Below are 22,230 nucleotides of genomic sequence, written 5' to 3'. Positions count from 1 at the left end.
AAAGACCTTTGAGGGAAACGGCATTTTGATAAGCGTTTCGTTTTTGAATAAAAGTGAATTTGCTGAAATAGTTTTATAGGAGTGAATATGGAACTAAAAATAAGAAAAAGTGCAGAGATTTACATCATTGATGTAAACGGAGAAATGGATTTGTATAACTCATACAAATTAAAGGAATTGGTAATGAAAATGCTTGAAAAAAAAGTGCAGAATTTCATTATCAATCTTGAACAAGTTGACTATATCGATTCATCGGGAATAGGAGCTTTAATTTATATTTGTTCGACAATAAAAAAAATGAATTTAAAGCTTTCAATTACCAATGTTCACGGTTCCGTTAAAAAAGTTATTGAACTGACCAAATTAATGGGGTATTTCCCCATTGCAAATACCGTCGAAGAAGCCATCGGTCTTTTTACCGGTAAATAATCTGTTTAAAGACCTTTATTTTTTAAGCGGTTTTTTCGACAATAACAACCGAACCGCTCACATGTATTTTATTTAGGAGATAAATATGCCGAAAAAAGTTGATGAAATAAAAGAATTGCGATGTGATGATAATGATGTATTATTTGACCGTACCGATTTGCTGTATAAAGAATTCCCGTCCGATTTCAGACAAATACGATATTTTACCCTTTTAATCGTCCAATCCGCCCCGATGGAAATTAAGGAAATCAACTTGCTTGAACAGCAAATCAGCGAAGTTATAAAAAATGCCGTAAAACACGGAAATAAATGCGACATAAAAAAGAAAGTAAAGGTATGGTACTCGTTCAGCCCTACCCATGCCCATTTAATAGTGGAAGACGAGGGAAAAGGATTTAAAGATCTGGAAGCATGGAACGAATTTAACCGTAAACGTCTTGAATATTTGCACACACAGGATTTTGAAAAATTGGCCGACTATGTTTCGTTTAGAACAAAAGACAGCGACGATCAAGACGGAGGCAATGCCCTGTTTGCGGCATTGGAATATTGGAACGGCGGTTTTGTATATACGTCAAAAAGAAATTGCGTTGCCATGTTAAAAAAGTTTCCTAAAAAGCGCCACGGCGTAAATATCGACGCAGAATAATCCGTATAAAAAGGAGTGCTTAAAAATTAAAAAAGCCCGGCTTTTTAAAGCACTCCTTTTTTACAAAACTTTTTTTATATTTCTTTATCTTATATAAAAATAAAATCGATTTATGTAGGTGCTGCGTTTTTTTGCTTCCGGCCAAAAACCGCTTTCGGGGAAAAAATCGATTATCTTTTCATAGTTGTCCAAAGCTTTGCGGATATTGCGGAAATCGGAATCCGATTCGAAAATACGTGCGCGTAAAAACAATGCTTTGTCAAGTTTTGCATCCGGCAAAGCTTCATAGGCAGCTAAAAAAGACAAAGCGTCCGCATAGCGTTTTTCACCAAACGCTTTTTCCGCTTGCGCGTATACGGATTCGGCATCTATCGTTTGCCGTTCGGCCGAACCGACCGCAGCATTATCCGCCGGCTTCAAAAGCGTTGCACTTTTTTCGGCGCTTGTTTTATCGGTTTCCAAAGCTTCGGTTACGGCGCCGGGTGCGGCATCGTATGAATATTCACTTGATGCCGACGATAAAAAAACGGCATCGGCGGCTTTAACCCGCTCATTTCCCGTCAGCATTTCATCGCTTACTTCAATCTCGACATAATCATCGATATGAGTATTTTTAAGCGGATCGCGTTTATAAAAATGCAATACGGTTTTTCCCGGATTTTTTGCTTGAATTGAAAACAGAGTATCGTGTTCGGCAAGTACGCGGTTTACATACCGCACTGCCGGCGGGTCGCCGGCTTCGATTTCGCCTAAAAATACCCAGTTTTTACCCGGATACGGGATATCTATAAATTGATTGCGTTTTGCCCGTACAAAACGCTGCGGAACAATCGGAGCAGGCAGTTTATCATCCGTTTTTTGCAAATCGGCGGAATAGTCCGATTCGGTTTCAAACAGCGATACAACCTGAGGTTCGGACAGTATGTTAGGATTTTCGGACGGAACTTCCAATACGACATCAGGTTCTTCAAAAAAAACACCGCTTTTTTTCGGTAAATCGGCGGTTTTGTCCGCCGTTAAAGGTGCCGGCGCCCTGCCCTTTTCGGTTTGTTCGCGCACTGCAATTTCATCGCTGCGTTTTACACGTCTTTTTCCGGCTTCATCCGAGGATGCAGGCGGCGACTCAATGCTTGAGGATGCCGGCGGCATTTCAGTATTTGTGGATGCCGGCGGTGTTTTAATTTGTGCGTCCTTATGTGCCGTTTGTTTTGTTTCCGTTTTTTCCGGCTTTGCGGGTGCCGCCGACTTTGCCGATGTTGCAGGCACTTCAACAGGGGCGGCCGACTTTAAAACAGGTACCGGCGGCATTTCAGTATCTGTGGATGCCGGCGGCGCATCCGTTTGAGCCGTTTTCGGTTCGCCGACAACTTCAACATCAACAGGAGGCTCGGCTATAGGTTTTTTTTGCTCGGCGTCTTTTTTTTCAGCCGGCCGTACCGTTTGAGCGGGTGCCGCCGCCTCGGGTACTTGAGCCGTCGGTGCAGCCGCTGCGGACTTTGCCGGGACTTCTGCAGCCGCTGCCTGCGCAGATTGTACTCCTTTTTCGGCAGCATTATGCCCTTTGGGAACTGCGGGTTTTATAATATTTTTAGAAGCGGGGGCTTGTTTCGGAGTCGAAGGTTTTAATATTTTTTTCGCAGCCGGCGTTTTTCGGGCGGCAGCTTCGCCGTCTTTGGGCGCCTGCACTTCCGGGTTTTGCTTCAGCTGCGTATCGTGTCCGAGAACAACCACTTGAGGTGCGGTTTTATCCCGATTTTTATCCGTTTGAGCCGTTTTCGGTTTGCCGACAGCTTCAACATCAACAGGAGGCTCGGCTATAGGTTTTTTTTGCTCGGCAACGGCGGTGTTTTCGGTTTCGGTACTTTTTGTTTCCGGCGGTAAGCTTTTACAACTTACCGCAAAAAACAGTATGCTTATTGCGGCAACTAAAGATACGGCAATTTTCACGGCGCACTCTCCAAAATTCGTTTAACCATCATATCGTTGGAATTTTCAAGCTGTTCAAGCAGCTTTCCGTCGGGAGCTGTAAACCATACTTCACAAGCTTCTTTTGTCCAAAAAGAAGCCGTATCGTTCGCATAGATATAGGCATCTTGCAATCCGGGTTCAAGCGGCAAAAAAGGCGCTTCGTTTATTGAATATCGAACAGGCTGAGCATAAAACTTTTTTTTTGTGCCGTACCCGATAAGTAAAATCACGGACAAAATAATAATAAAAATCAATATACCTATAATGAACAAACGCTTTACATTTTCCACTACGGCATCTCCCCTATCAATCCGTTTGAACATCCGAAGGTTTTTCGGAACCGTCTTCGGTTTCGGGAACAGGAGTTCCGGCGGCGGTTTTTCGGCGCTTCGGAGGGTGAGGAGGAATATATACGTTTTGTTCCGGTTCGACATCTTCTTCTTCAAAGGGTTCGGGTTCCGGAAGAATGATATTCCCCTCGCTGTCATTTTCAAGCTTAATGGTAATAAGTTTGCTTACGCCGGATTCTTCCATTGTAACCCCCAAAAGGGTGCCGGCGCCTGCTACCGTCTTTTTATTATGCGTAATGACGATATATTGACTGACATTACCGAATTCGCGCAAGGTTTGAACAAAGCGCAAAACGTTCGCTTCGTCCAATGCAGCATCGATTTCGTCAAGCAAACAAAAGGGCGAAGGACGGACCATATAGGTTGCAAATAAAAGCGAAACCGCCGTCATTGTTTTTTCACCGCCGGATAAAAGGGCGATGTTTTCAAGTTTTTTTCCCGGCGGCTGAGCAAAAATATCGATACCGGATAAAAGCACGTTTTGCGGATCGACCAATCTCAACTCGGCACGGCCGCCCCCGAAAAGGCGCCGAAACATATTGTGAAAATTCTTTTTTATTTTATTATATGTGGCTAAAAACAGTTCGGTCGATTCGGCTCTGATTTCTTCGGTAATCCGCTTAAGGTCATCCTTTGCCTTTTGTAAGTCCGCAATTTGAACGGTTAAAAAATCAAAGCGTTTTTTTGTTTCGGCGAATTCTTCGGGTGCCAAATAGTTGACGCTGCCCAAATCGCGTAAAGCTTGACGTGTCAAAGTCAACTGTTCGCGTAATTGAGCGGCCGGAACGTTTACGGTAAGCATTCTTTCTTCAAATTCCATTAAATCGCGCGAATACGTATCACGGAAATTTTCTTGAATGTTTCGAATCTCGGTTTCGGCGGTTGCCAAATCAAGAGAGGCTTTTTCAAGCTGCTGTTGGAATTTTCCTATATCGGATGTAAGCCTCGTTAACACTTCCCGTTTTCCGGCAACATCGGTGTTTCGGGAATCTATCGTCTTTTCAAGATTCTCAAGTTGTTTTGTCAACAAAACGCCTTCGCTTTGAATGCCGGCTATTTCTTCGCGCATATCGGCAATATGAGTATCGATATCATCAAAACGTTTGGTTTCGGTAAACAGTTCGTTTTGTAAATCATGCAAAACGGCTTCTTGACCGGAAAGTTCGCGGTGCAAAAGACGCAGTTGGTCTTCGGCCGATTGGATTTGCGTTTTCATTTGCGCTTGATTTATACGCAAATTTTCCAAAGTAACGCGGTATTCTTCCATCTTTAACGCAAGGTCCAAATTTTGTGATTTTAATGAAACTATATGTTCGCGTTTTTCATTAACGCTTTCGGTATTGCGCTGAATATGCAAATCGATGGAACGTTTTTGCGTTATAATGCCTTCCGGCGATAAAAACTCTTCGATAAAACTCGGCGTAACGGACACATAGGCTTTAACGGCTTGTTCCAAATTTTCCAGCAGTTTTTCAATTTCGCTAAAAGCGCTCACCGCAGCCGAACCGAAACGGGAGATATCCGCTTTTGAAGGAGAATCGGCAGCCGCAAAATCCGAAAAAAGTTTTCGCCGGCCGCTTGCAAGTACTTTAAGCTGGGCTACAAGATTTTCAACCCTGTCTTGTGCATTTTTTGCCCCTTGCACCGAATAACCGGCTTCTTTAAGCTTTATGTCAAGCTGCGTTACGATATTTTCGGTTATAGCTTCCAATTGTTTTTGAAGCTCGGAACGTTTTACATCGAGAACGCTTATTTCTTTTTCGATTTCGACGCTGCGCCTGTCGTTTTCGGTGATGCGGCTGCCGGCAACCGTAATGTTTTCTTCAAACGAACAAATATTTTTTGCAATTTCTTCAAGCCGCTTATTAAGATTATGTAAACTGCCTTCCTGTTCGTCGGCATCGTCGGTAAGTATTTCGATTTTTTCTTCTACACCCTTCTTTTTTACTTCAAGCTGATTTATTTTTTCTTTTGCTTCATGTTTGCTTTGTTCCAGTAAACGGCATTGTTCGTTTTTTGAGCGCTCTTCTATCGCAAGACCGTATATTTTTTGCTGAATTTTAACAAGGCGGGATTCCATTTCATTAACTTCATCCATATGCTCGGACATAGCCGCATTTACTTCGTCCATTTGAGCTTGAACGCGGCTGCGCCCTTCGCGGGCTTTTTCGATATCGCTTTCCCGGTTATGCCTGTCTTGAATAAAACCTTTAAGGCGCAACAATTGAATGTCCAATTCATAATTGAATATGTCGTCTTTTAATTTACGGTGGGTTATCGTTTTATCGGCTTGAATTTTTAAAGAATCGTATGAACGTTTTACCTCAGTTAAAGTCAATTCGATTTGCCGCATGTTGTCTTCGGTTCGTTCGAGTTTTCGTTCGGCTTCGGCGCGTTTTACTTTAAAACGGGTAATACCCGCCGCTTCTTCGAATAAATATCGGCGGTCTTCGGGCTTGCTGGACAAAATCTGATCGATTTTTCCCTGCTCCATAACGGAATACGCGGCTTTTCCGACTCCGGTATCCCAAAACAATTCCCGCACATCGCGCAGCTTACACTGTTGATTGTTTATCCAATATTCGCCTTCACCGGAACGGTATAAGCGCCGTTTTATCGTAATTTCGCTGGTATCGATGGGCAGCAAGCCTTCATCGTTTGAAATGGTAAGGCTTACTTCGGCAACATTTAAAGGTTTGCGGCTTTCGGTTCCGTTAAAAATAACATCTTCCATTTTTTCGGCTCGCATTGTTTTTGCAGCCTGCTCGCCGAGTACCCATTTTACCGCATCGACAACATTGCTTTTACCGCAGCCGTTCGGGCCTAAAAGAGCGGTAATTCCTGCGGAAAATTCAATACGGGTACGGTCGGCAAACGATTTAAAACCAAAAACTTCAAGATTTTTTAAAAACACAAAAACCCCTCTTCATCTATTTTACCCTGAATGATACATGTAGTCAATTATACGGGCAAAAGTAATTTCGTTTTTCCGCTCTTGAATAAAATAGAGAGGAACATTAAAATAGGCTTACTATGCTTGATTACCGTTTTATAAAAGAAAACCTTGCCGCCGTGAAAAAAAATATTGCACAGCGCAATATGGATGCCGCTGCCGATTTGGTTGTTGCCCTGTTTGACAAACGAACGGCTTTGATAACTGCCGTACAAAATTTACAGGCAAAGCGCAACGAAATTGCAAGGGCTATGAAAACAAAACTGGCCGATGCCGAACGGCTGCGTCTTATCGATGAAGGAAAAAACATTAAAGACGCCATTTCATCATCCGAAGCGACTCTTGCGGAAATAGAGCAAAACCTTGAAGCCGAGGCCCGCAAAATTCCCAACATGGCTCATCCGGACGCCCCCGTCGGAACGGCGGACGCGGAAAACCTGCAAGTAAAAGTATGCGGTACGCCTACGGTTTTTACCTTTGAACCGAAAGATCATATTCAAATAGGTCAAGAATTGGACTTAATAGATTTTGACAAAGCGACAAAGGTATCCGGCAGCAAATTTTATTATCTAAAAAACGAAGCCGTATTTTTGGAACAAGCTCTTGTAATGTATGCGTTGAATATTTTACGAAAACACGGCTTTACCCCCTTTATAACACCCGATGTTGCAAAAGAAGAAATTCTGTGGGGCATAGGTTTTAATCCGCGCGGAAACGAATCGAACGTATATAATTTGGAAGACGAAAAAAGCTGTTTGATAGCGACGGCCGAAATAACGCTCGGCGGATACCATGCCGGCGAAATCTTAAACAAAGAAAGCCTGCCCTTGCTGTATTGCGGTCTTTCGCACTGTTTCCGGCGCGAAGCCGGAGCCGCAGGTCAATTTTCAAAAGGTTTATACCGCGTACATCAGTTTACAAAACTCGAAATGTTTGTCTATTGTTTGCCGGAACAATCCGACGAATTGCACGAAAAACTGCGCCTTATCGAAGAAGAAATATTCGAAGGTTTGGGTATTCCCTTCCGTGTTGTAGATACGTGTACGGGAGATTTAGGCGCCCCTGCTTATCGAAAATGGGATATTGAAGCGTGGATGCCGGGACGCAACGGAGGCGAATGGGGAGAAGTAACATCGACCTCCAATTGCACGGATTATCAAGCGCGCAGGCTGAACGTGCGATATAAGGACGACGACGGTAAAAACAAATACGTCCATATGCTCAACGGAACCGCCGTTGCCGTATCCAGAGCCTTAGTTGCAATTTTGGAAAATTTCCAAAATGAAGACGGTTCCGTTACGGTGCCGAATGTTTTACGCCCCCTGTGCGGTTTTGACGTAATCGGTCCGAAAAAATGAAAAAACAAGTGAACTTTGCCCGGCCGATATTTTTATTGCTTTTGGTATTGACGATTATCGTAATGGCCGCCGTTTTTAAAGTGACTTCAAGCGTTTTTGTTCCCGTAACGCTTGCCATGCTTATTTCTCTTGTTTTTGAACCGCTGATTGTCACATGGAATCAAAAGTTTAAAATTCCGTGGGTAATTTGCATACTTATTCTTTTAACCCTGGTTATTATCAGTGTCGGCGTTATAGGCTCGCTTTTGCTTACCAGCATTAAAACCATTGTAGATTTATATCCGAAGTATGAAGAGCGTTTTATGACCATTTATAAAACGATTGCAGATATTTTTGTGCTTCCCTACAATGCCGACGATTCGTTGTTTCAAAATCTGTGGAGTCAATTGGGCGTAAGACAGGCGCTGCAAAATTACGCTTTTTCGCTTTCAAACTCGCTTATCGGTTTTTTGAAAGATTTAATGTTGGTTACCTTGTTTTCGCTTTTCTTTTTATTCGACTTGCGTTATTTGCGTCAAAGACTTGAATATGCTTTTGAAGGAAGCAGTAAGGGAAAATTAACCGTTATGATTACCGATATTATACAGCAAGTGACGCGCTATATGTCGGTTAAATTTTTTATTTCCCTTTTAACGGGACTCATCGTCTTAGGCGGAACAATTGCCGTCGGCATGGATTTTCCCGTTTTATGGGGCTTTCTTGCTTTTATATTGAATTTTATTCCCAACTTCGGTTCGATAATATCCGGATTATTGACATCGGTATTTGCTTTAGTACAGTTTTGGCCGCACCCCGCCCCTGTTATCTTTGTTGCACTCCTTATGATCGGCGTCAATTTTATTTTGGGAAACTTTCTCGAACCTAAAATACAGGGCAGAAATCTGGGATTATCGCCTTTTGTTATCATTGTATCTTTATCGTTTTGGGGATGGCTATGGGGTTTTACGGGACTTATTGTCGCCGTTCCCATGATGGTTATACTTAAAATTGTGTGTGAAAACGTTTCGATTTTGTACCCGCTTGCAATTTTAATGGGTAATTCTACGCAACCGGTCACTGTCGATCCGCAGCCGGCTGCCGACAATACGGTACCGAATTCCGCCGAAACGGGAGAAAAAAACGGCCCGCTTCAAAACGAATAGGACTTTATTTTTTCAAACACTGCATCGGCCGAATGGTGAGTCTTTATATAGAATATGACGGAAGCTCCTTCGATATCCGCTTTTAACACAAGCCGGTATTTTTCGTATGCATTCCCGAACAAACTGCGTTTTTGAATTTTTTGAACGGTCCACCGAGAAAATGCGGAAAATGAAAAGATTTGTTCTGCAGGCGGTTTACCGTTGGATGCCGTGCGAAATAAAACCGCAAACGGCGATTCGCTCGGATGTACGTAAAAATGCAAGCTGTGTTTGCACATAATAAGCAAACCCCACAGACCGTCTTTTTGCGGTTTTAGATTTAAAGCGGCAAACACGTCTTTTTCAGCTTCAAAACAAACCATTTCCAGCTCTAAAACTTCATCGCCCAAGCGCCCCTGCATTTCATTAAAAAATTCCTCGCGGCTCTGTATATCGGATTGCCTTTGATTCATCATAGCTGAAGTATAGCAAATATGCGTATTTATTTATAGAGTATTCCGTAGAATTTTTCATATAAAAACCGCCTGTCTTCTTCCTGTATCCGTGAAAACAGACACGAGGCGCAAAAACACCCCCCGGCAGTGCTATATATTTTTGAAACGGCGATATTCATTTTCAACACACGGCACACCGAACCCAACAGTACTCTTATGCATATAAGATATTCGCCTCCTTCGGTTAAGGGTAAAGCAAAGGGAGCGTTCTGTGAATCGTTCGACAAAACCGAAGAGGCGGATGTTCCGCAGCCGCCCAAAATAATACGCGAATGAGTTATGCATAAAACCGAAAGCGGTTCAACCCTGCCCCAGCGGCCGCGGCTTTGTGCATGTGCCGTACTTAAAAAACGGCATATCGGCAGCAAAAACAGCTTTTCTTCTATTTCAAGCGGCGACGACATGGGTTTATGCGATTTAAAAGCAAAAATATGAGAGATTTCTCCATCCTCGCCGTGCGTAAGCGGAATATATACATCGTAATCGAGGCTTTCAATTTCAAAGTCAAGCCGTTCAAAGTCTTCATTCTCAACATCATCGGTTGTAACGGAAACGGGAAAGGGGAAAAAATTTCTGCTCGGAATTTTTTTCCCCGGAAGATATAAGATTCTCTTTGTCTTTGCAAGCAATTTTTTACATACAACCGGAAGTTCTACAGGTTTTAATGAAGCAATCGATTCCAACATGTGCCGGGAATGCAAAATTTCGTTTTCGGAAAAAGAAAGCCATAATCGGTTATCGAAGGGCGTATAGCCCTGTGCAAGCCGGCATTCGGCATGGGCGGTTTTAAAGCCGGGAAGATATATTTTTGCGCTCAAATCCCGTAAATAAACCGAAGGAACATCAGCTTTTTTAAATATCGTATGCGGTATTACAAAGGCAAAACCGTTTTTTACACGCTTAACGGGTCCTTCGATATACAACTCCGTTCCTTTGTAAAAAAAATAAATGTATATTTCAGGTTTTTCGATAAAATCGCTTGAAAAAAGACCGAATGGGAAAAAAAACAAACGCTTTGATACAAGCGAATATTGTCCGTAAAATACATTGATTGATTCGGCTTTATCCGCAGGATTTACGGACGAACGCAATGTAAGCGGCGGTTTTTCCGCACATAAAAAAGAAACCACCATATCCCGTACGATACCCGTAAGTTCAACGTTCATTCGGCGTTCTCCGCAAAACATAATTGCTCAACTTTATACGATTGCGAATCCTTGTTTGTTATATATATATAAGCATCGAAAAAGTCCCGGTCGGTAAAAAAGCGGACAGGAATTTCATATACACCGTCTTGTACCATTTGTACATAGCCCAATATCCACGTATCGATATCGGGCCGCAATTTTAATTCGTATTCCGTTATCATTTTTAAAAAGGCCGTATCGGCGCTGAAAAAATCCGGCTCAAGATTTTTATTTTTACACCCTAAAAGAACGCCGTCGATTAAAGAACGGGCAGTTTCGGGCATGGCATTTGTATCCAATATCGTAAAATGTTCCAAAAACGGATAAACGGGTTCTTCAATTTCCAATAAGGCTATAAACAGATTTTCGGCATTTTGCGGACTGTCTGCCGGCAAGCGAATTATTTTTTGCTGCAAATCGCCGGTATCCTCCGCATTTTCCTGCACGGACGCCCAGTCAGTGGAATTCGCCAAATTGGAAAGCGCCGTTCTGAGCGTAACGGTCGAATATAAATCATATGAAGATGAAGAGGCATTCGAACAGCCTATAAAAATATACGGCGCATATAAAAACAGCAAATAAAAAAAACATGTGCATATACGATTTTTTATGCAATCCATCGGATAAAGTATAACAGTTTTTTTGTTTTTATGCTACAAACGGATACCGGTTTCCGCATAAATCCGTTATATAGAAGTTTCATAGACTTTTTTTACGGAAAATGCTACACTCTTTTTACATACATGCAGGAGAACACAATGGCATTTACCCTTACCGAAAAAATCATACGGCGGCATATTGTAGCCGAAGCTTGTTCCGATTTAAATGTAAAAGCCGACGAAAAGATACCGGCGGCCGCTCATATTGCGATAAAAATAGATCAAACGCTTACGCAAGACGCAACAGGAACAATGGCCTATTTGCAATTTGAAACGATAGGAATTCCGCGTGTAAAAACCGAAGTATCGGTTTCTTATATCGACCACGCAACGTTGCAAGCCGATTTTAAAAACATGGACGATCACCGGTATTTGCAAAGTATCGCCGCAAAATACGGACTGTGGTTTTCCCGCGCGGGAAACGGTATTTGCCACCAAGTTCATTTGGAAAAATTCGGTATGCCCGGTAAAACCCTGTTGGGTTCCGATTCGCACACTCCTACAGCGGGAGCTTTGGGAATGCTTGCCATAGGAGCCGGCGGTTTGGATGTTGCGGTTGCAATGGCCGGAGGTGCATTTCATCTGGCTATGCCTAAAGTAATAGGGGTACGTTTGAGCGGAAAGCTGAAACCGGGCGTAAGCGCAAAAGATATTATTTTGGAAGTATTGCGGCGCGAAACGGTAAAAGGCGGCGTCGGTGCCGTATATGAATATTTCGGCGAAGGAGCGGCGGCATTAACCGTTCCGCAGCGTGCAACGGTTACGAATATGGGTGCGGAATTGGGAGCGACATCAAGTATTTTTGAATCGGACGAATCGACTAAAAAATATCTTGAAGCTATGGGACGTCCCCAAGCTTGGCAGCCCCTTTCGGCCGACAAAGGTGCGGATTACCACAAAATAATCGATATAAACCTGTCCGAACTGTGCTCTTTAGCCGCCTGTCCTCATTCGCCGGACGCCGTGCAAAGTATCGCATCTTTAAAAGGAAAACCCGTACAGCAGGTTGTTATCGGTTCATGTACCAATTCATCCCTCGACGATTTGACGGCAACGGCGGCTATAGTAAAAGACAAGCATATAGCACCCAATGTCGAAGCCGGTATCGCACCGGGAAGCCGCGCGACGCTTTTAATGGCGGCAAAAACGGGCGTATTGGAAGATTTAATTGCGGCGGGTTTCCGTATATTGGAAAGCGCATGCGGCCCCTGTATAGGACAAGGCTTTGCCCCCTCATCCGAAGGTGTCAGCTTGCGTACGTTTAACAGAAATTTTAAAGGAAGAAGCGGTACCGACAATGCGCAAGTATATCTTGTATCGCCGGAAACGGCAGCCGCCGCTGCAATATCCGGCTGTATAACGGAACCCGAAACTCTTGCGGAAAAAAACCAAAGCCTTTTATACGGCGGAAGCGTACGGGGAACGGATTATGCGTATGAAATTTCGACAGCCGATATATTACAGCGTACCTGCGATGAAAAAATGTTTATCCGGCCGCTTCCTCCTGAAAAAGCAGCCGATATTGAAATTATCCGCGGTCCGAACATAAAAAGTTGTCCGCTTCCCCCCGATCCGGCACCCTCTTTAATTTTGCCCGTTATTTTAAAAGCTCCGGATAATGTATCTACCGACGATATTTTACCCGCAGGAGCCAAGATGCTGCCTTTGCGCTCGAATATTCCCGAAATCGCAAAATTCACCCTCGAACGTATAGATCCCGACTTTTATGCAAACGCAAAAGCTCTTTTAGCCGCCGGCCATCCCGGCTCAATCGTAGTCGGAGGAGAAAATTACGGACAAGGTTCTTCCCGCGAACATGCTGCCTTAGCTCCCATGTATTTGGGAATACGCGCCGTTTTAGCAAAATCTTTTGCACGCATACACCGGGCAAATTTAATCAATTACGGCATACTGCCCCTTATCTTTGAAAATCCGCACGATTACGATACCCTTGCAAAGGGCGATATTTTAAGTTTGACCAATATCGATACAGCTTTACACAATGCGTCCGACTTTGTAATCGAACATACGGATAACCGGGGAAATGCCAAAGGCTGCTTTAAAGCCGTCAACGATTTGGATATGCGTTCAAGAAAAATCTTAGCGGCAGGAGGATTAAGCGTGTACACACGTAAGGGCGGGCAGTAAAATTCAAAAAAAAGATATTGCATATAATGGGAATTTGGTATATCATATAATTGATATAAAAAAAGGCGGACAAAGATGAACATACATAATATACTTGAAGATCGGGTTCTTATTGAAGTAAATAATAATTATAAGCGCGTTAAAGAAATGAACCCTGCATGGTTTACCTGTGATTGCGAACAATGCCGCCTTGATACAGCTGCCTATGTTTTAAATAAGCTGCCCCCGCGTTATATCGTATCGGGAAGAGGTTTAACGCATATGCTGGCTCATACCGATATACAAATGAGCATAGACATAGATGCTTTAATAATAGAAGGTATGAAAAAGGTATCGGCAAATTTGCGCCCCTTTCATGACTCACAGGTTCCTGAAACTTCGGAAGTATCGAAGGGACCCGTATTCAATTTTCCGTTTTTTATCGGTTCCGTATATGACGGCACCACCTTTGAACCGGTAAAAGGAGCGGAGATTTCGTTAAGCAGAAGCGGCAGTTTGTGTACAATGATTGATCATACATGGACAAATCCGACGGTATTGACTTCTCACACAAGAGGAAGATATACGTTTTGGGTTAAACCGGAAAAAGCGCAAACCTTAAATGAAACAAAGCAGTTCCAGTTTAAAATTGAAATCAAAGCCGAAGGTTTCGATACAGTTATATATACCTTTGATATTCCTCTTACCAGCTGCGAGTATATAATAAAAGAACCCAATACGGTTGAATCGGTAAAGATTCAGGATTTATATTTATTTCCTACAAGCTGTTAAATACACATACCCTTTTTTGAGGCATTCATGAAAAATACATTTTCCAATCGTACTCTTTTTCTTATAAGTTTGATGCTTTTTTCTATGTTTTTCGGAGCGGGAAATTTGATTTTTCCCCCGATGGTAGGAAAACTTGCCGGAACCGAGATGCCCTATGCAATGTTGTTTTTCGGTATTACCGCAGTGTTATTGCCCGTATTGGGTATGATGGCCGTTGCAAAAACACGGGGTTTGCCGAATCTGGGCTTGCGGGTCGGTAAAGAATTTGCAACGCCCTTTACAATTTTAGTCTATATGTCGATAGGGCCGTTTCTTGCCATTCCCCGTGCAGGCAGCGTTCCGTTTGAAATGGCCATTGCGCCGTATTTGCCGGCTCAGTTTTCAAAACCGCTGGCTCTCTTGTTGTATACGGCCGTTTTTTTTATCCTTGCCGGTATTGTCAGTTTAATGCGTAATAAAACGATGAATAAGGTAATGGGAGATATTTTAACCCCCGCTTTGCTTATAATGCTTTTTGCTTTGTATATAGGCACACTTTTTGCGGATATGCCGCCATACGGACAGCCGCTGGGAGAATATGCGGTACATCCGTCGGCAAAAGGATTTATCGACGGTTATTTGACGATGGATACCCTTGCAGCGCTTAATTTCGGTTTGGTAATCAGTTTGGCGATAGAGTCATACGGAATAAACGATAAAAAAAGCATTTTGCACATCAATATCAAAATAAGCATGCTGGCCGGCTGTATATTGTTTTTAATTTACATGATGCTCGCCGATATAGGCGCTAAAACAGCTTCCCTGTTTCCCGATACGACAAACGGCGCACAAATACTTGTTTTTGTTTCGGACCGTTTATTCGGAAAATTCGGAGCGGTTATATTGGCACTTATTTTTACACTCGCCTGCCTGACAACCTGTATCGGTCTTATTGCATCCATCAGTCATTATTTTACGACCCTTGTTCCGCGATTAAGCTATACGGTTTGGGTGATTATTTGGACAATTATAAGCTTTTTATTTGCCAATATCGGCCTTGACGGCATTTTAAAATATAATATTCCCATTTTAACGGCAATATATCCGGTATCGATAATGCTCATAATTTTGGCATTATCGGCAAAAATCATAGGTACCGGACGTATTTTATACCGTTCTACCATCTATGTAACTGCCATTATAAGCATTGTAAACGCACTGGACCAAGCAAAGCTTATTATTCCCGGCTTTACACCGCTTATCAGAAAATTACCCTTTTACACCGCAGGACTCGGATGGCTTATTCCCGCTTTTACGGTTTTAGGGGCAAGTGCCCTTATCGAAAAATGCATAAACGGACGCGGACATACCGTATGATTTTTATTCGACTGATTCATTCATAGCCGGCTTTTCAGCGTATAGAGAAAAAGCCGGTTCAGCACAGCGAACGAAGCACATTAACAACGCATAAGATCATAATGCATACTTGCACGCAGTTAAATAAAAAGGCTACGCTGCGGGCGCTCAGTTTTGCTTTAAGCCGGGTACCCGCCAAACCGCCGATAACGGCGCATACGACCATAAAGGGCGCCATTTCCAAGTTGTATACGGAAAAACCCGTAGTAAACAATACGGAAGTCAATTTTGCAACTTGAGCAAAAAAAATCGTCATAAGGCTTGCAAGGGTCGCCGATTTTATGTCAAATGAAAACAAATACATAAGCAAGGCGACATTAAACGGGCCGCCGCCGATTCCCAAAAACGAAGATATAAAACCCAGCATAACGCCGCACAGAGCATACAAATACGCAGAAGAAAACGAGCGGTTTTTTATCGTATCCGATTTTATCATGTATACAAAGACAAAACCCACCAATATAAAAAGACATATGTTTTGAATAAGCGTAACGCTGCGATTGTTTTGAAAAAAGTATGTAATGTGCGTATAGACATACTGCCCTGCAATACCGCCGCATACCGAACCTAAGCTTAATATAATCAATTTAAGAACGGGAAGGGAATTTCCGGCTTTTTTTTGTACCGCATAGCCGCGCACAAGCGAAACAAAGGACATGGAAAAAACGGTGATACTGCTTAAGACGCCGATTACGGAAGAATCGTAATCTCCCATAAAATCCATAACGGGTTTTATAATAACGCCGCCGCCCATACCGCTTACAGAACCGATAAGCGTAGCGCCTAAAGCCAAAACAATATAGGGAACCGCATTCATAGTCGGAACGACAGGATTTGAACCTGCGACATTCTGCTCCCAAAGCAGACGCGCTACCAACTGCGCTACGTTCCGCAGAAATTTTGCTTTATCATGCGAAAGTACATTGCCGCAAAACTTTTTTATATAAAAGCGGGTCCGGAGGGACTCGAACCCCCTACCTGCTGCTTAGAAGGCAGCTGCTCTATCCGGATGAGCTACGAACCCGTATTTGAAGTTTAATTATATCAAAAAAATGCAGCGATGTAAAGTCCGTAGAACAGTATCGTTCTGTAAAAAAACCTATAATTTCCAAAAAATACGATAATTTTACGATAAATTTTGCTTAACAAGCTTTTACCCACTTGACGCAAAGGCGCAAATCCGATATTATAAAAGAGTTACGGGCGCTTAGCTCAGCTGGTACGAGCGTTTGGTTTACACCCAAAATGTCGGCGGTTCGATCCCGTCAGCGCCCAATATAATTGCTTGTAATGTAAACATTTACTCTTCCTTTCTTTTTTGCTTCGGCATCGAGTGGAATAAAATGGGCATAAAGTCCGTTTGAAGGAGAAGAGAAATGGCGTATCGTTTGTTTAAGAAAACCGTAAAGAGCAAAAGCGGTAAAGAATCTAAAAAATGGTATTACCGGTATTACGATCCGACGGGTATACAAATCAAAAAAGCTTGTAGAGGATGTAAAACCAAAAATGAAGCCGAAGCTTAATGCAGAAAAAAAGCGCTTTTTCCCTATGTATACCTGCGGCTGCGACTCGTGAGTTTTTGAAAAACTCACGAGTGTGATATGGCGGTGCAAAACTAGTTTATTTTGTACTAATGCTAAAATATCAATTGGCTGCTTATATCAATAGTATCCATTAAGAAATTAATGCCTTATCATAATTGCATTTAGACATGTATCGCTATATTTATTTCCTTTGTAGACGTCAACAATCGTTAATACAACTTTTTCATTAACCATTGATTCCAGTTTTATTACTTGGGGATTTGGCGTATCTTGTAATTCATAATTTCTACGCACATTTGAAGATTTAAAATACAGATCCATTGTTTTTACTCTGCTATTTTGAGAAAATAAATACCGTTTATTTTTTGATACGAATCCGTTAAAAATAATTATTTCTTGACCATTCATTTGAAACTGTACAGATTCTCCTTCTCCATATCCATTTACTGCTTCAACCCAGGGTTTTGCTAAATCCAATTTACTCAAATTGTTACCGGAATAGATAACAGTCTTTTCTTTCAATTCTGAAGAAGCATCAAAATAAGCGGGGAAATATAAGAGTTCAGTTTTTACCTTTGAAGCACCGATAAAAATAGGTATGTCGGATTCTTCATATAAAACCAAATAATCTTGAGAAAGTAACATCAATAATTTTACAGAGAATTCTTTATTTTTAATCTCCAGTTCATAGAATTTACCGTCAACGGAAATGGAATAATCGAAGATCTGATTCCATAATTTACTTGAATTCCAATTCTCTTCATCAGAGAATTCAACTTTATTATTTTTATAAAAAGAAATAATTTTAAAACTGTTGATATCTTTATAATAAACAGGTTCATCAATTTTCAATTCACTCATCGATAACGAATTAAGTGAAAAACATGTAAACATAAAGAATAATACTAGTATAATTGATTTTTTCATACGCATCTCCAATGCTATTAGTTTTCGTTTACCTGAGGAGGTTTAATTTGTATTTTAATGCTATCACCTTTTGCCCAAGCTGTATCACCTTTTGCTGTTTTTGCATTTGGATGAAATAAAACAGCTTCAGACTCTGTTACGTCATTTCCAGTAATGCTGATAGCATTATTATAACTTCCAGACTTATTTAATAATGTTCCCGTATAATCACCAGCAGGAATTGTTCTACCTCTACCTGCGTCAACTCCAGACTGATAATCAGCGGTTGACTGTACATCAATGGAGTTTAGCTTTATTCCCATCTAAATGTTTCTAAACTACCTTTAACTATTGTATGATACAAATCTTGTGTCATTTAAACTAATTAATAAACGTTATATATCAGAAACCACTCAAAATGTCAAATCAAACCTGACTGTCTATTGCTTCTTTTGCAAATGTTTGTATATCAAAAATGGCTTTTTCATTTATCCGATAGTCATTGTCAGATAAGATGAATTCTATTATACCATTGACATATGTACCTAAGGCTACACTTCCGTTAGCAAGCATTTCATCAATATACATATTATAGTTATCTTTGTTAGGAACCAGCATTAGAGGCTCTTTAGAATAGTATAGTAGAAAATGTGATGATGACTTTTGTTGATATCTATCTTTATCGTATTGTATAAAATTATACTTCCCAGAAACTTTAACTCTAATCAGTCCGCCTCTTTTAATTTCAAAATGTGTCAACTTGGGTTCGGGGATACAGACTATTCCACTTTGTTCAAAGCTTGCATTTAAGCAAAGTGGTAGATTTATCATATAAGTTTTATTCAAATTTGTTTCAAAAGAACTATTCAAAGTAAAAGCATTATTTAAATAAACAGATTTATTTAAATCATTTTTAATTTGTATTTCTACTAAGTCAATAGTGTTTTTCGAACATGAAAATATACATACCAATATTAAAATTACAGTCGGTATCTTAATCATAACTTTTGTGTTCCGGATCAGGCAAGATTTCTTGCCATCCCATTTCCTTTCTAACTTTATTTTCATTTTCAACAGCATTTCCTGGATTTTCGGTTGCAATAGGAATCGCATGCCCCGAGAGTTCATGTATGAGCACTTCAGTAGAACTCTTTCCCGATTTTGCACTTCCATCTTTAAATTTTGATATCCATCCTCCTTTTCTAGAAAGTACAACACTTATCTTTCCTCCTTCCGGCACTGTGATTCCTCCATTTGCTTGCTCATGCACACTAGAAGATAGTACATTTCTATTCTTAGCAACATACACTTCACCCAATTCTATACTGATATGACTAGATGACTGTATTCCGGCATCTAAATCATTGGAAAAAGTTTCTGAACGACCAAATACTAAGAAGCCGTTCAGTTTATTACCATCCTTTATTAAATTTCCTTCGTCATCTGTTTTATATTTATATTTTGATACCTTATTTATCATATCCACAATACTCGCCCTATCAGCTATTATTGGAATATTTATTATTTTCCCATCCGGGTCAATATACTGCACCGGGTTATTGGCTTGAAGCTCGCTGTCGCTTCGCTGCCCGATGCCTGCATAGTGGTAAAGGTTAAAGTTTACCTGATTATAAATCCCTCCTTCACCGACAGCAGAGCCAGCCATATATTCCCCCAGCGCGGGGTCTGTTGTCAGCCAGCGTGATGTTTTAGCGTCCAGATACCGTGCGCCGTAGTAATACAGGCCCACGCACAAGACGCCGGCTATTGTGCGTGCTTCATCTCTTTCTCTGCCGGAAAAATAGTCTATAACAAAGTTACTATTCTATTTTATATTCAGCAGTTATACTCCCATCAGCATGAATCTCCTCCAACCGATACAATTTATTGTTTACAACAATACATTTCTCGATTAGCTTATCCGAGTTATCTGATATATATGTATTTGTAGTTTCTTCATATAATTTTGTAACTATTTTATACATACAGTTACCATCATCAATCAAATTTAGAACGAAGGAGAAATCTTGCTGAGTATCTTCAACTAAAATTGATTTTAATTCTCCACTATACCCGGTTCTTAAATCTATTTTGGCAGTGCAATTGTCGGGGTATATATTATATAGTTGCGGAGAAAGTATGCTTGTGTTACCACTGTTATCAACACGACAACTAATAAACATTACAATCGATATAAAAATAAATAATTTACTCAATATTTTGTGTATCATTTTTCCATCTCATGACAGTATTTATACTATAATTCGCAATATCGTTTATCTTCTGCTGATCGACTTTTCCAGCTGTCATTATTTCTGTTTCGGTACCCGCATAATGCTACAAGTGCACATTCACCGTATTATAGAGTCCTCCCAGTCCGTCGCACGGCTCTCTTACGCGAGCCGTGCTTACCGAGTTTTTTACAGCCGCTCGGACTGCTCTGTGTTGCGTCTGAAAAAACTCGCATACCTGCTTCCATATTCTTTATTATACGGGCGTTCCCCTTTAGCTGCAAGGGCTTGGCAGCATCCTATTGTCTACAGGCTGAGTTATTTCTAAATATTCAGGTTTCAGGAACAATCGCCTGAATACACAAATCCTTATATTTTGTTCCGGGATAAATATCTAAAATTATTAATTGTAACCTCTGAACTCCAAAATAAGGTTTACAAATATCAGAAATATCTAAAAATTGCGGATTTGTATTATCTTCTAAAAGAAAATCTTTTTCTTTTTTTATGTCGATATTTTTGATTGTTATCTTTTTTACTCTTGAATTTTTGTTGTATAAATCCGGTTTTTCAGTTGATTGAAAACCGTTATAAATTAAAAGTTTGGGAGCAGTACCGGTATGCAAGGTTAAAGTTATCGTGTCATTAATTCCATATCCATTGGCTGACGCCCAAGGCAATCCGTCGATACTTGCCAAATTTTCAGCCGCATAGATAGAATTTCCTTCTGTTAGAAACGATGAGACTTCATAGTTAATAATGTCTGTTTTATTATATCTAAATTGGAGATTATTAAAACCTAAAATAATGGATATATATTCTCTCGGGATATATTCCATTAATATTAAATAATTAAGTACATTAGTTGACATCGAAAAAGTATTTTTATTATTTATCAATGAATAAAAATCAAAATCCTTGTAAAAAACACCGCCTCGCCCATCATCATTTAATGAATAATATCCATACGAAATCGAATTTTTGTCTATTGACTCTACTTGTATCAGTGAATAATAACTCTTTTTTATTGTTTTTACGGCAGAATATGAAAAGTTATTATTCTCAAAAGTATTTTCTTTACTATCTTTTTTATATACAAATAAATCTTTACCAAATGAAAAATAATAATCATCCGCTATATAAACCGTTTTTAAATTATGCGTATTTTTTTCAAATGAAATTCTTTTATTTAAATTTTTATTTTGGATAATTAAAAAATCACCGCTTTCTTGGAAATAAAAAGTCTTTTTTTGTTGTTCATCATTTTTTATAACATCTATCCTAATCTTCTCATTTTCAATAAACTGCGAACACAGCAGTAAATCATTTTTAAACTGAACTTTCTTTATTATTCCATTAGAGTCAAATGAAATACACGCGAATTGTTTTGTCAATTCCATATCGTTATAGAATTTAAATTCGACCGGTTGTGCTATTGCAAAAAAGTCACCCAAAAGAAATATAAAAAATAGACAGAATTTATTTTTATTCATTTTAGTTCTCCACACTGTTTTCATATTTAGAAGGATCTCCAGTTACATGTAATGTCGCTGAAGGATCGGAAGTTTCTTTGTTCTTTTCAAAAGCTTTTAATAAAATTGTCATAACCAATTTATTAAAAATTCCAATACAACCATGAGTATTTTTATAAATAGTAAAATGTATATAATATCCGAAATCTTTTACAGTTTTCCCTGTAGGATTTCCATTTTCATCCACAACAGAAAGATATTGAGAGGCATCTGTTGTTAACCATTTACTTCCATACTTAGAAGGATCAGTCGTATCAGCAATTGACTCAATATTATGATCGCCATCAGGAAATTGCGTAGGCATTGTACCATTATCTTGTCTTGTTTCAATATGAGAATTTGATAAACTAGTACGATCCCCGCCCCATTCAACTCCAGAAGTAACTTCATCAGGAGTAAAAGTTATGCGATGTATCTTTTCTTTTTTATCCACAAAAACCAATGTCAATGTCTGTTTCTGTTTATTAAAAGAGCCTGTCACAAAATCTGTGTAAATGGCATTTCCTAACAAAGT

General features: G+C 40.3%; 22 protein-coding genes and 3 tRNA genes. 9 read left to right on the top strand and 16 right to left on the bottom strand.

The genetic code is table 11. From position 1 onward, the window contains the following. Positions 1 to 87: 87 nt before the first annotated feature. Both H0R92_RS10170 and H0R92_RS10165 read left to right on the top strand, forming a co-directional pair. Positions 88 to 429, top strand: coding sequence for an anti-sigma factor antagonist (locus tag H0R92_RS10170; protein WP_432964119.1), 342 nt, complete (start codon positions 88 to 90; stop codon positions 427 to 429). 85 nt (positions 430 to 514) lie between these two features. Further along, the gene (locus tag H0R92_RS10165; protein WP_432964116.1) at positions 515 to 1,078 is read left to right on the top strand and encodes an ATP-binding protein; all 564 of its coding nucleotides are present in this window, start codon (positions 515 to 517) and stop codon (positions 1,076 to 1,078) included. Positions 1,079 to 1,162: 84 nt separating this feature from the next. Here the strand turns inward: H0R92_RS10165 and H0R92_RS10160 are convergent, their stop codons facing one another. Genes H0R92_RS10160 through H0R92_RS10150 form a run of 3 tightly spaced genes read right to left on the bottom strand, consistent with a single transcriptional unit; the run spans position 1,163 to position 6,310 of the window. Then, complete coding sequence (locus tag H0R92_RS10160; RefSeq protein ID WP_432964113.1) at positions 1,163 to 3,025, bottom strand: hypothetical protein; 1,863 nt, start codon at positions 3,023 to 3,025, stop codon at positions 1,163 to 1,165. After that, positions 3,022 to 3,369, bottom strand: coding sequence for a hypothetical protein (locus H0R92_RS10155; RefSeq protein ID WP_432964110.1), 348 nt, complete (start codon positions 3,367 to 3,369; stop codon positions 3,022 to 3,024). Before H0R92_RS10155 ends, H0R92_RS10160 begins: the two co-directional genes overlap by 4 nt. Next, a complete protein-coding gene (locus H0R92_RS10150; protein WP_432964107.1) occupies positions 3,353 to 6,310 on the bottom strand; it encodes a chromosome segregation SMC family protein in 2,958 nt (985 codons plus the stop codon). The genes H0R92_RS10155 and H0R92_RS10150 overlap by 17 nt, the downstream gene beginning before the upstream one ends. Before the next feature lie 119 nt (positions 6,311 to 6,429). On the opposite strand from H0R92_RS10150, the gene serS reads away from it, so the two are divergent. Together serS and H0R92_RS10140 are read left to right on the top strand one after the other, a co-directional pair. Next, positions 6,430 to 7,707 (top strand): serine--tRNA ligase, encoded by a 1,278-nt coding sequence (gene serS / locus H0R92_RS10145; RefSeq protein ID WP_432964104.1) that lies wholly within the window; start codon positions 6,430 to 6,432, stop codon positions 7,705 to 7,707. Next, entirely contained in the window at positions 7,704 to 8,849 is a 1,146-nt protein-coding gene (locus H0R92_RS10140; protein WP_432964101.1) for an AI-2E family transporter, read from the top strand. Before serS ends, H0R92_RS10140 begins: the two co-directional genes overlap by 4 nt. Here H0R92_RS10140 and H0R92_RS10135 read toward each other — a convergent pair. From H0R92_RS10135 to H0R92_RS10125, 3 genes are read right to left on the bottom strand one after another with little or no spacing between them, the layout of a single operon-like run. Beyond that, positions 8,837 to 9,304: a hypothetical protein gene (locus tag H0R92_RS10135; RefSeq protein ID WP_432964098.1), complete on the bottom strand. Its 468-nt coding sequence runs from the start codon at positions 9,302 to 9,304 to the stop codon at positions 8,837 to 8,839. The two genes, H0R92_RS10140 and H0R92_RS10135, sit on opposite strands and share 13 nt — an antisense overlap. A 26-nt stretch (positions 9,305 to 9,330) precedes the next feature. Further along, the gene (locus tag H0R92_RS10130; RefSeq protein WP_432964095.1) at positions 9,331 to 10,509 is read right to left on the bottom strand and encodes a hypothetical protein; all 1,179 of its coding nucleotides are present in this window, start codon (positions 10,507 to 10,509) and stop codon (positions 9,331 to 9,333) included. Continuing rightward, positions 10,506 to 11,150: a hypothetical protein gene (locus H0R92_RS10125; protein WP_432964093.1), complete on the bottom strand. Its 645-nt coding sequence runs from the start codon at positions 11,148 to 11,150 to the stop codon at positions 10,506 to 10,508. Before H0R92_RS10125 ends, H0R92_RS10130 begins: the two co-directional genes overlap by 4 nt. Before the next feature lie 138 nt (positions 11,151 to 11,288). Here H0R92_RS10125 and H0R92_RS10120 point away from each other — a divergent pair, with 138 nt between their 5' ends. From H0R92_RS10120 to brnQ, 3 genes are all read left to right on the top strand, one after another. Next, a complete protein-coding gene (locus H0R92_RS10120) occupies positions 11,289 to 13,337 on the top strand; it encodes an aconitate hydratase (RefSeq protein ID WP_432964090.1) in 2,049 nt (682 codons plus the stop codon). Between the two features lie 75 nt (positions 13,338 to 13,412). Continuing rightward, positions 13,413 to 14,108, top strand: a complete 696-nt coding sequence (locus H0R92_RS10115; protein WP_432964087.1) for a late competence development ComFB family protein — start codon at positions 13,413 to 13,415, stop codon at positions 14,106 to 14,108. A 27-nt stretch (positions 14,109 to 14,135) separates the two neighbouring features. Next, positions 14,136 to 15,464, top strand: coding sequence for a branched-chain amino acid transport system II carrier protein (brnQ, locus tag H0R92_RS10110; protein ID WP_432964084.1), 1,329 nt, complete (start codon positions 14,136 to 14,138; stop codon positions 15,462 to 15,464). 58 nt (positions 15,465 to 15,522) lie between these two features. Here brnQ and H0R92_RS10105 read toward each other — a convergent pair whose 3' ends face one another. From H0R92_RS10105 to H0R92_RS10095, 3 genes are all read right to left on the bottom strand, one after another. Next, on the bottom strand, positions 15,523 to 16,320 hold the full coding sequence (locus H0R92_RS10105; protein WP_432964081.1) for a sulfite exporter TauE/SafE family protein: 798 nt from the start codon (positions 16,318 to 16,320) through the stop codon (positions 15,523 to 15,525). Positions 16,321 to 16,322: 2 nt separating this feature from the next. After that, a tRNA-Pro gene (locus H0R92_RS10100) sits at positions 16,323 to 16,395 on the bottom strand. A 58-nt stretch (positions 16,396 to 16,453) separates the two neighbouring features. After that, positions 16,454 to 16,527 (bottom strand) — tRNA-Arg (locus H0R92_RS10095). A gap of 177 nt (positions 16,528 to 16,704) precedes the next feature. On the opposite strand from H0R92_RS10095, the gene H0R92_RS10090 reads away from it, so the two are divergent. Next, a tRNA-Val gene (locus H0R92_RS10090) sits at positions 16,705 to 16,778 on the top strand. Between the two features lie 101 nt (positions 16,779 to 16,879). After that, positions 16,880 to 17,026, top strand: coding sequence for an Arm DNA-binding domain-containing protein (locus H0R92_RS10085; protein WP_432964079.1), 147 nt, complete (start codon positions 16,880 to 16,882; stop codon positions 17,024 to 17,026). 159 nt (positions 17,027 to 17,185) lie between these two features. On the opposite strand, the gene H0R92_RS10080 is transcribed toward H0R92_RS10085, so the two are convergent. The 7 genes from H0R92_RS10080 to H0R92_RS10050 all read right to left on the bottom strand — a co-directional run. Then, a complete protein-coding gene (locus tag H0R92_RS10080; RefSeq protein ID WP_432964076.1) occupies positions 17,186 to 17,974 on the bottom strand; it encodes an NADase-type glycan-binding domain-containing protein in 789 nt (262 codons plus the stop codon). 17 nt (positions 17,975 to 17,991) lie between these two features. After that, positions 17,992 to 18,276 carry a hypothetical protein gene (locus H0R92_RS10075; protein ID WP_432964073.1) on the bottom strand — a complete coding sequence of 95 codons (285 nt, stop codon included), beginning with the start codon at positions 18,274 to 18,276 and terminating at the stop codon, positions 17,992 to 17,994. A 103-nt stretch (positions 18,277 to 18,379) separates the two neighbouring features. Then, on the bottom strand, positions 18,380 to 18,955 hold the full coding sequence (locus tag H0R92_RS10070; RefSeq protein WP_432964070.1) for a hypothetical protein: 576 nt from the start codon (positions 18,953 to 18,955) through the stop codon (positions 18,380 to 18,382). Beyond that, on the bottom strand, positions 18,948 to 19,619 hold the full coding sequence (locus tag H0R92_RS10065) for a hypothetical protein (protein ID WP_432964067.1): 672 nt from the start codon (positions 19,617 to 19,619) through the stop codon (positions 18,948 to 18,950). The genes H0R92_RS10070 and H0R92_RS10065 overlap by 8 nt, the downstream gene beginning before the upstream one ends. 154 nt (positions 19,620 to 19,773) lie before the next feature. After that, positions 19,774 to 20,184, bottom strand: a complete 411-nt coding sequence (locus H0R92_RS10060) for a hypothetical protein (protein WP_432964064.1) — start codon at positions 20,182 to 20,184, stop codon at positions 19,774 to 19,776. Between the two features lie 332 nt (positions 20,185 to 20,516). Then, the gene (locus H0R92_RS10055; protein WP_432964061.1) at positions 20,517 to 21,677 is read right to left on the bottom strand and encodes an NADase-type glycan-binding domain-containing protein; all 1,161 of its coding nucleotides are present in this window, start codon (positions 21,675 to 21,677) and stop codon (positions 20,517 to 20,519) included. Between the two features lies 1 nt (position 21,678). Then, positions 21,679 to 22,230: L,D-transpeptidase family protein (locus tag H0R92_RS10050; protein WP_432964058.1), on the bottom strand; the 552-nt coding region annotated here is incomplete at its 5' end.

Source organism: Treponema sp. OMZ 840 (genome assembly GCF_050937815.1).
GTDB lineage: Bacteria > Spirochaetota > Spirochaetia > Treponematales > Treponemataceae > Treponema_C.
This window is presented reverse-complemented; position numbering and strand designations above follow the sequence as displayed.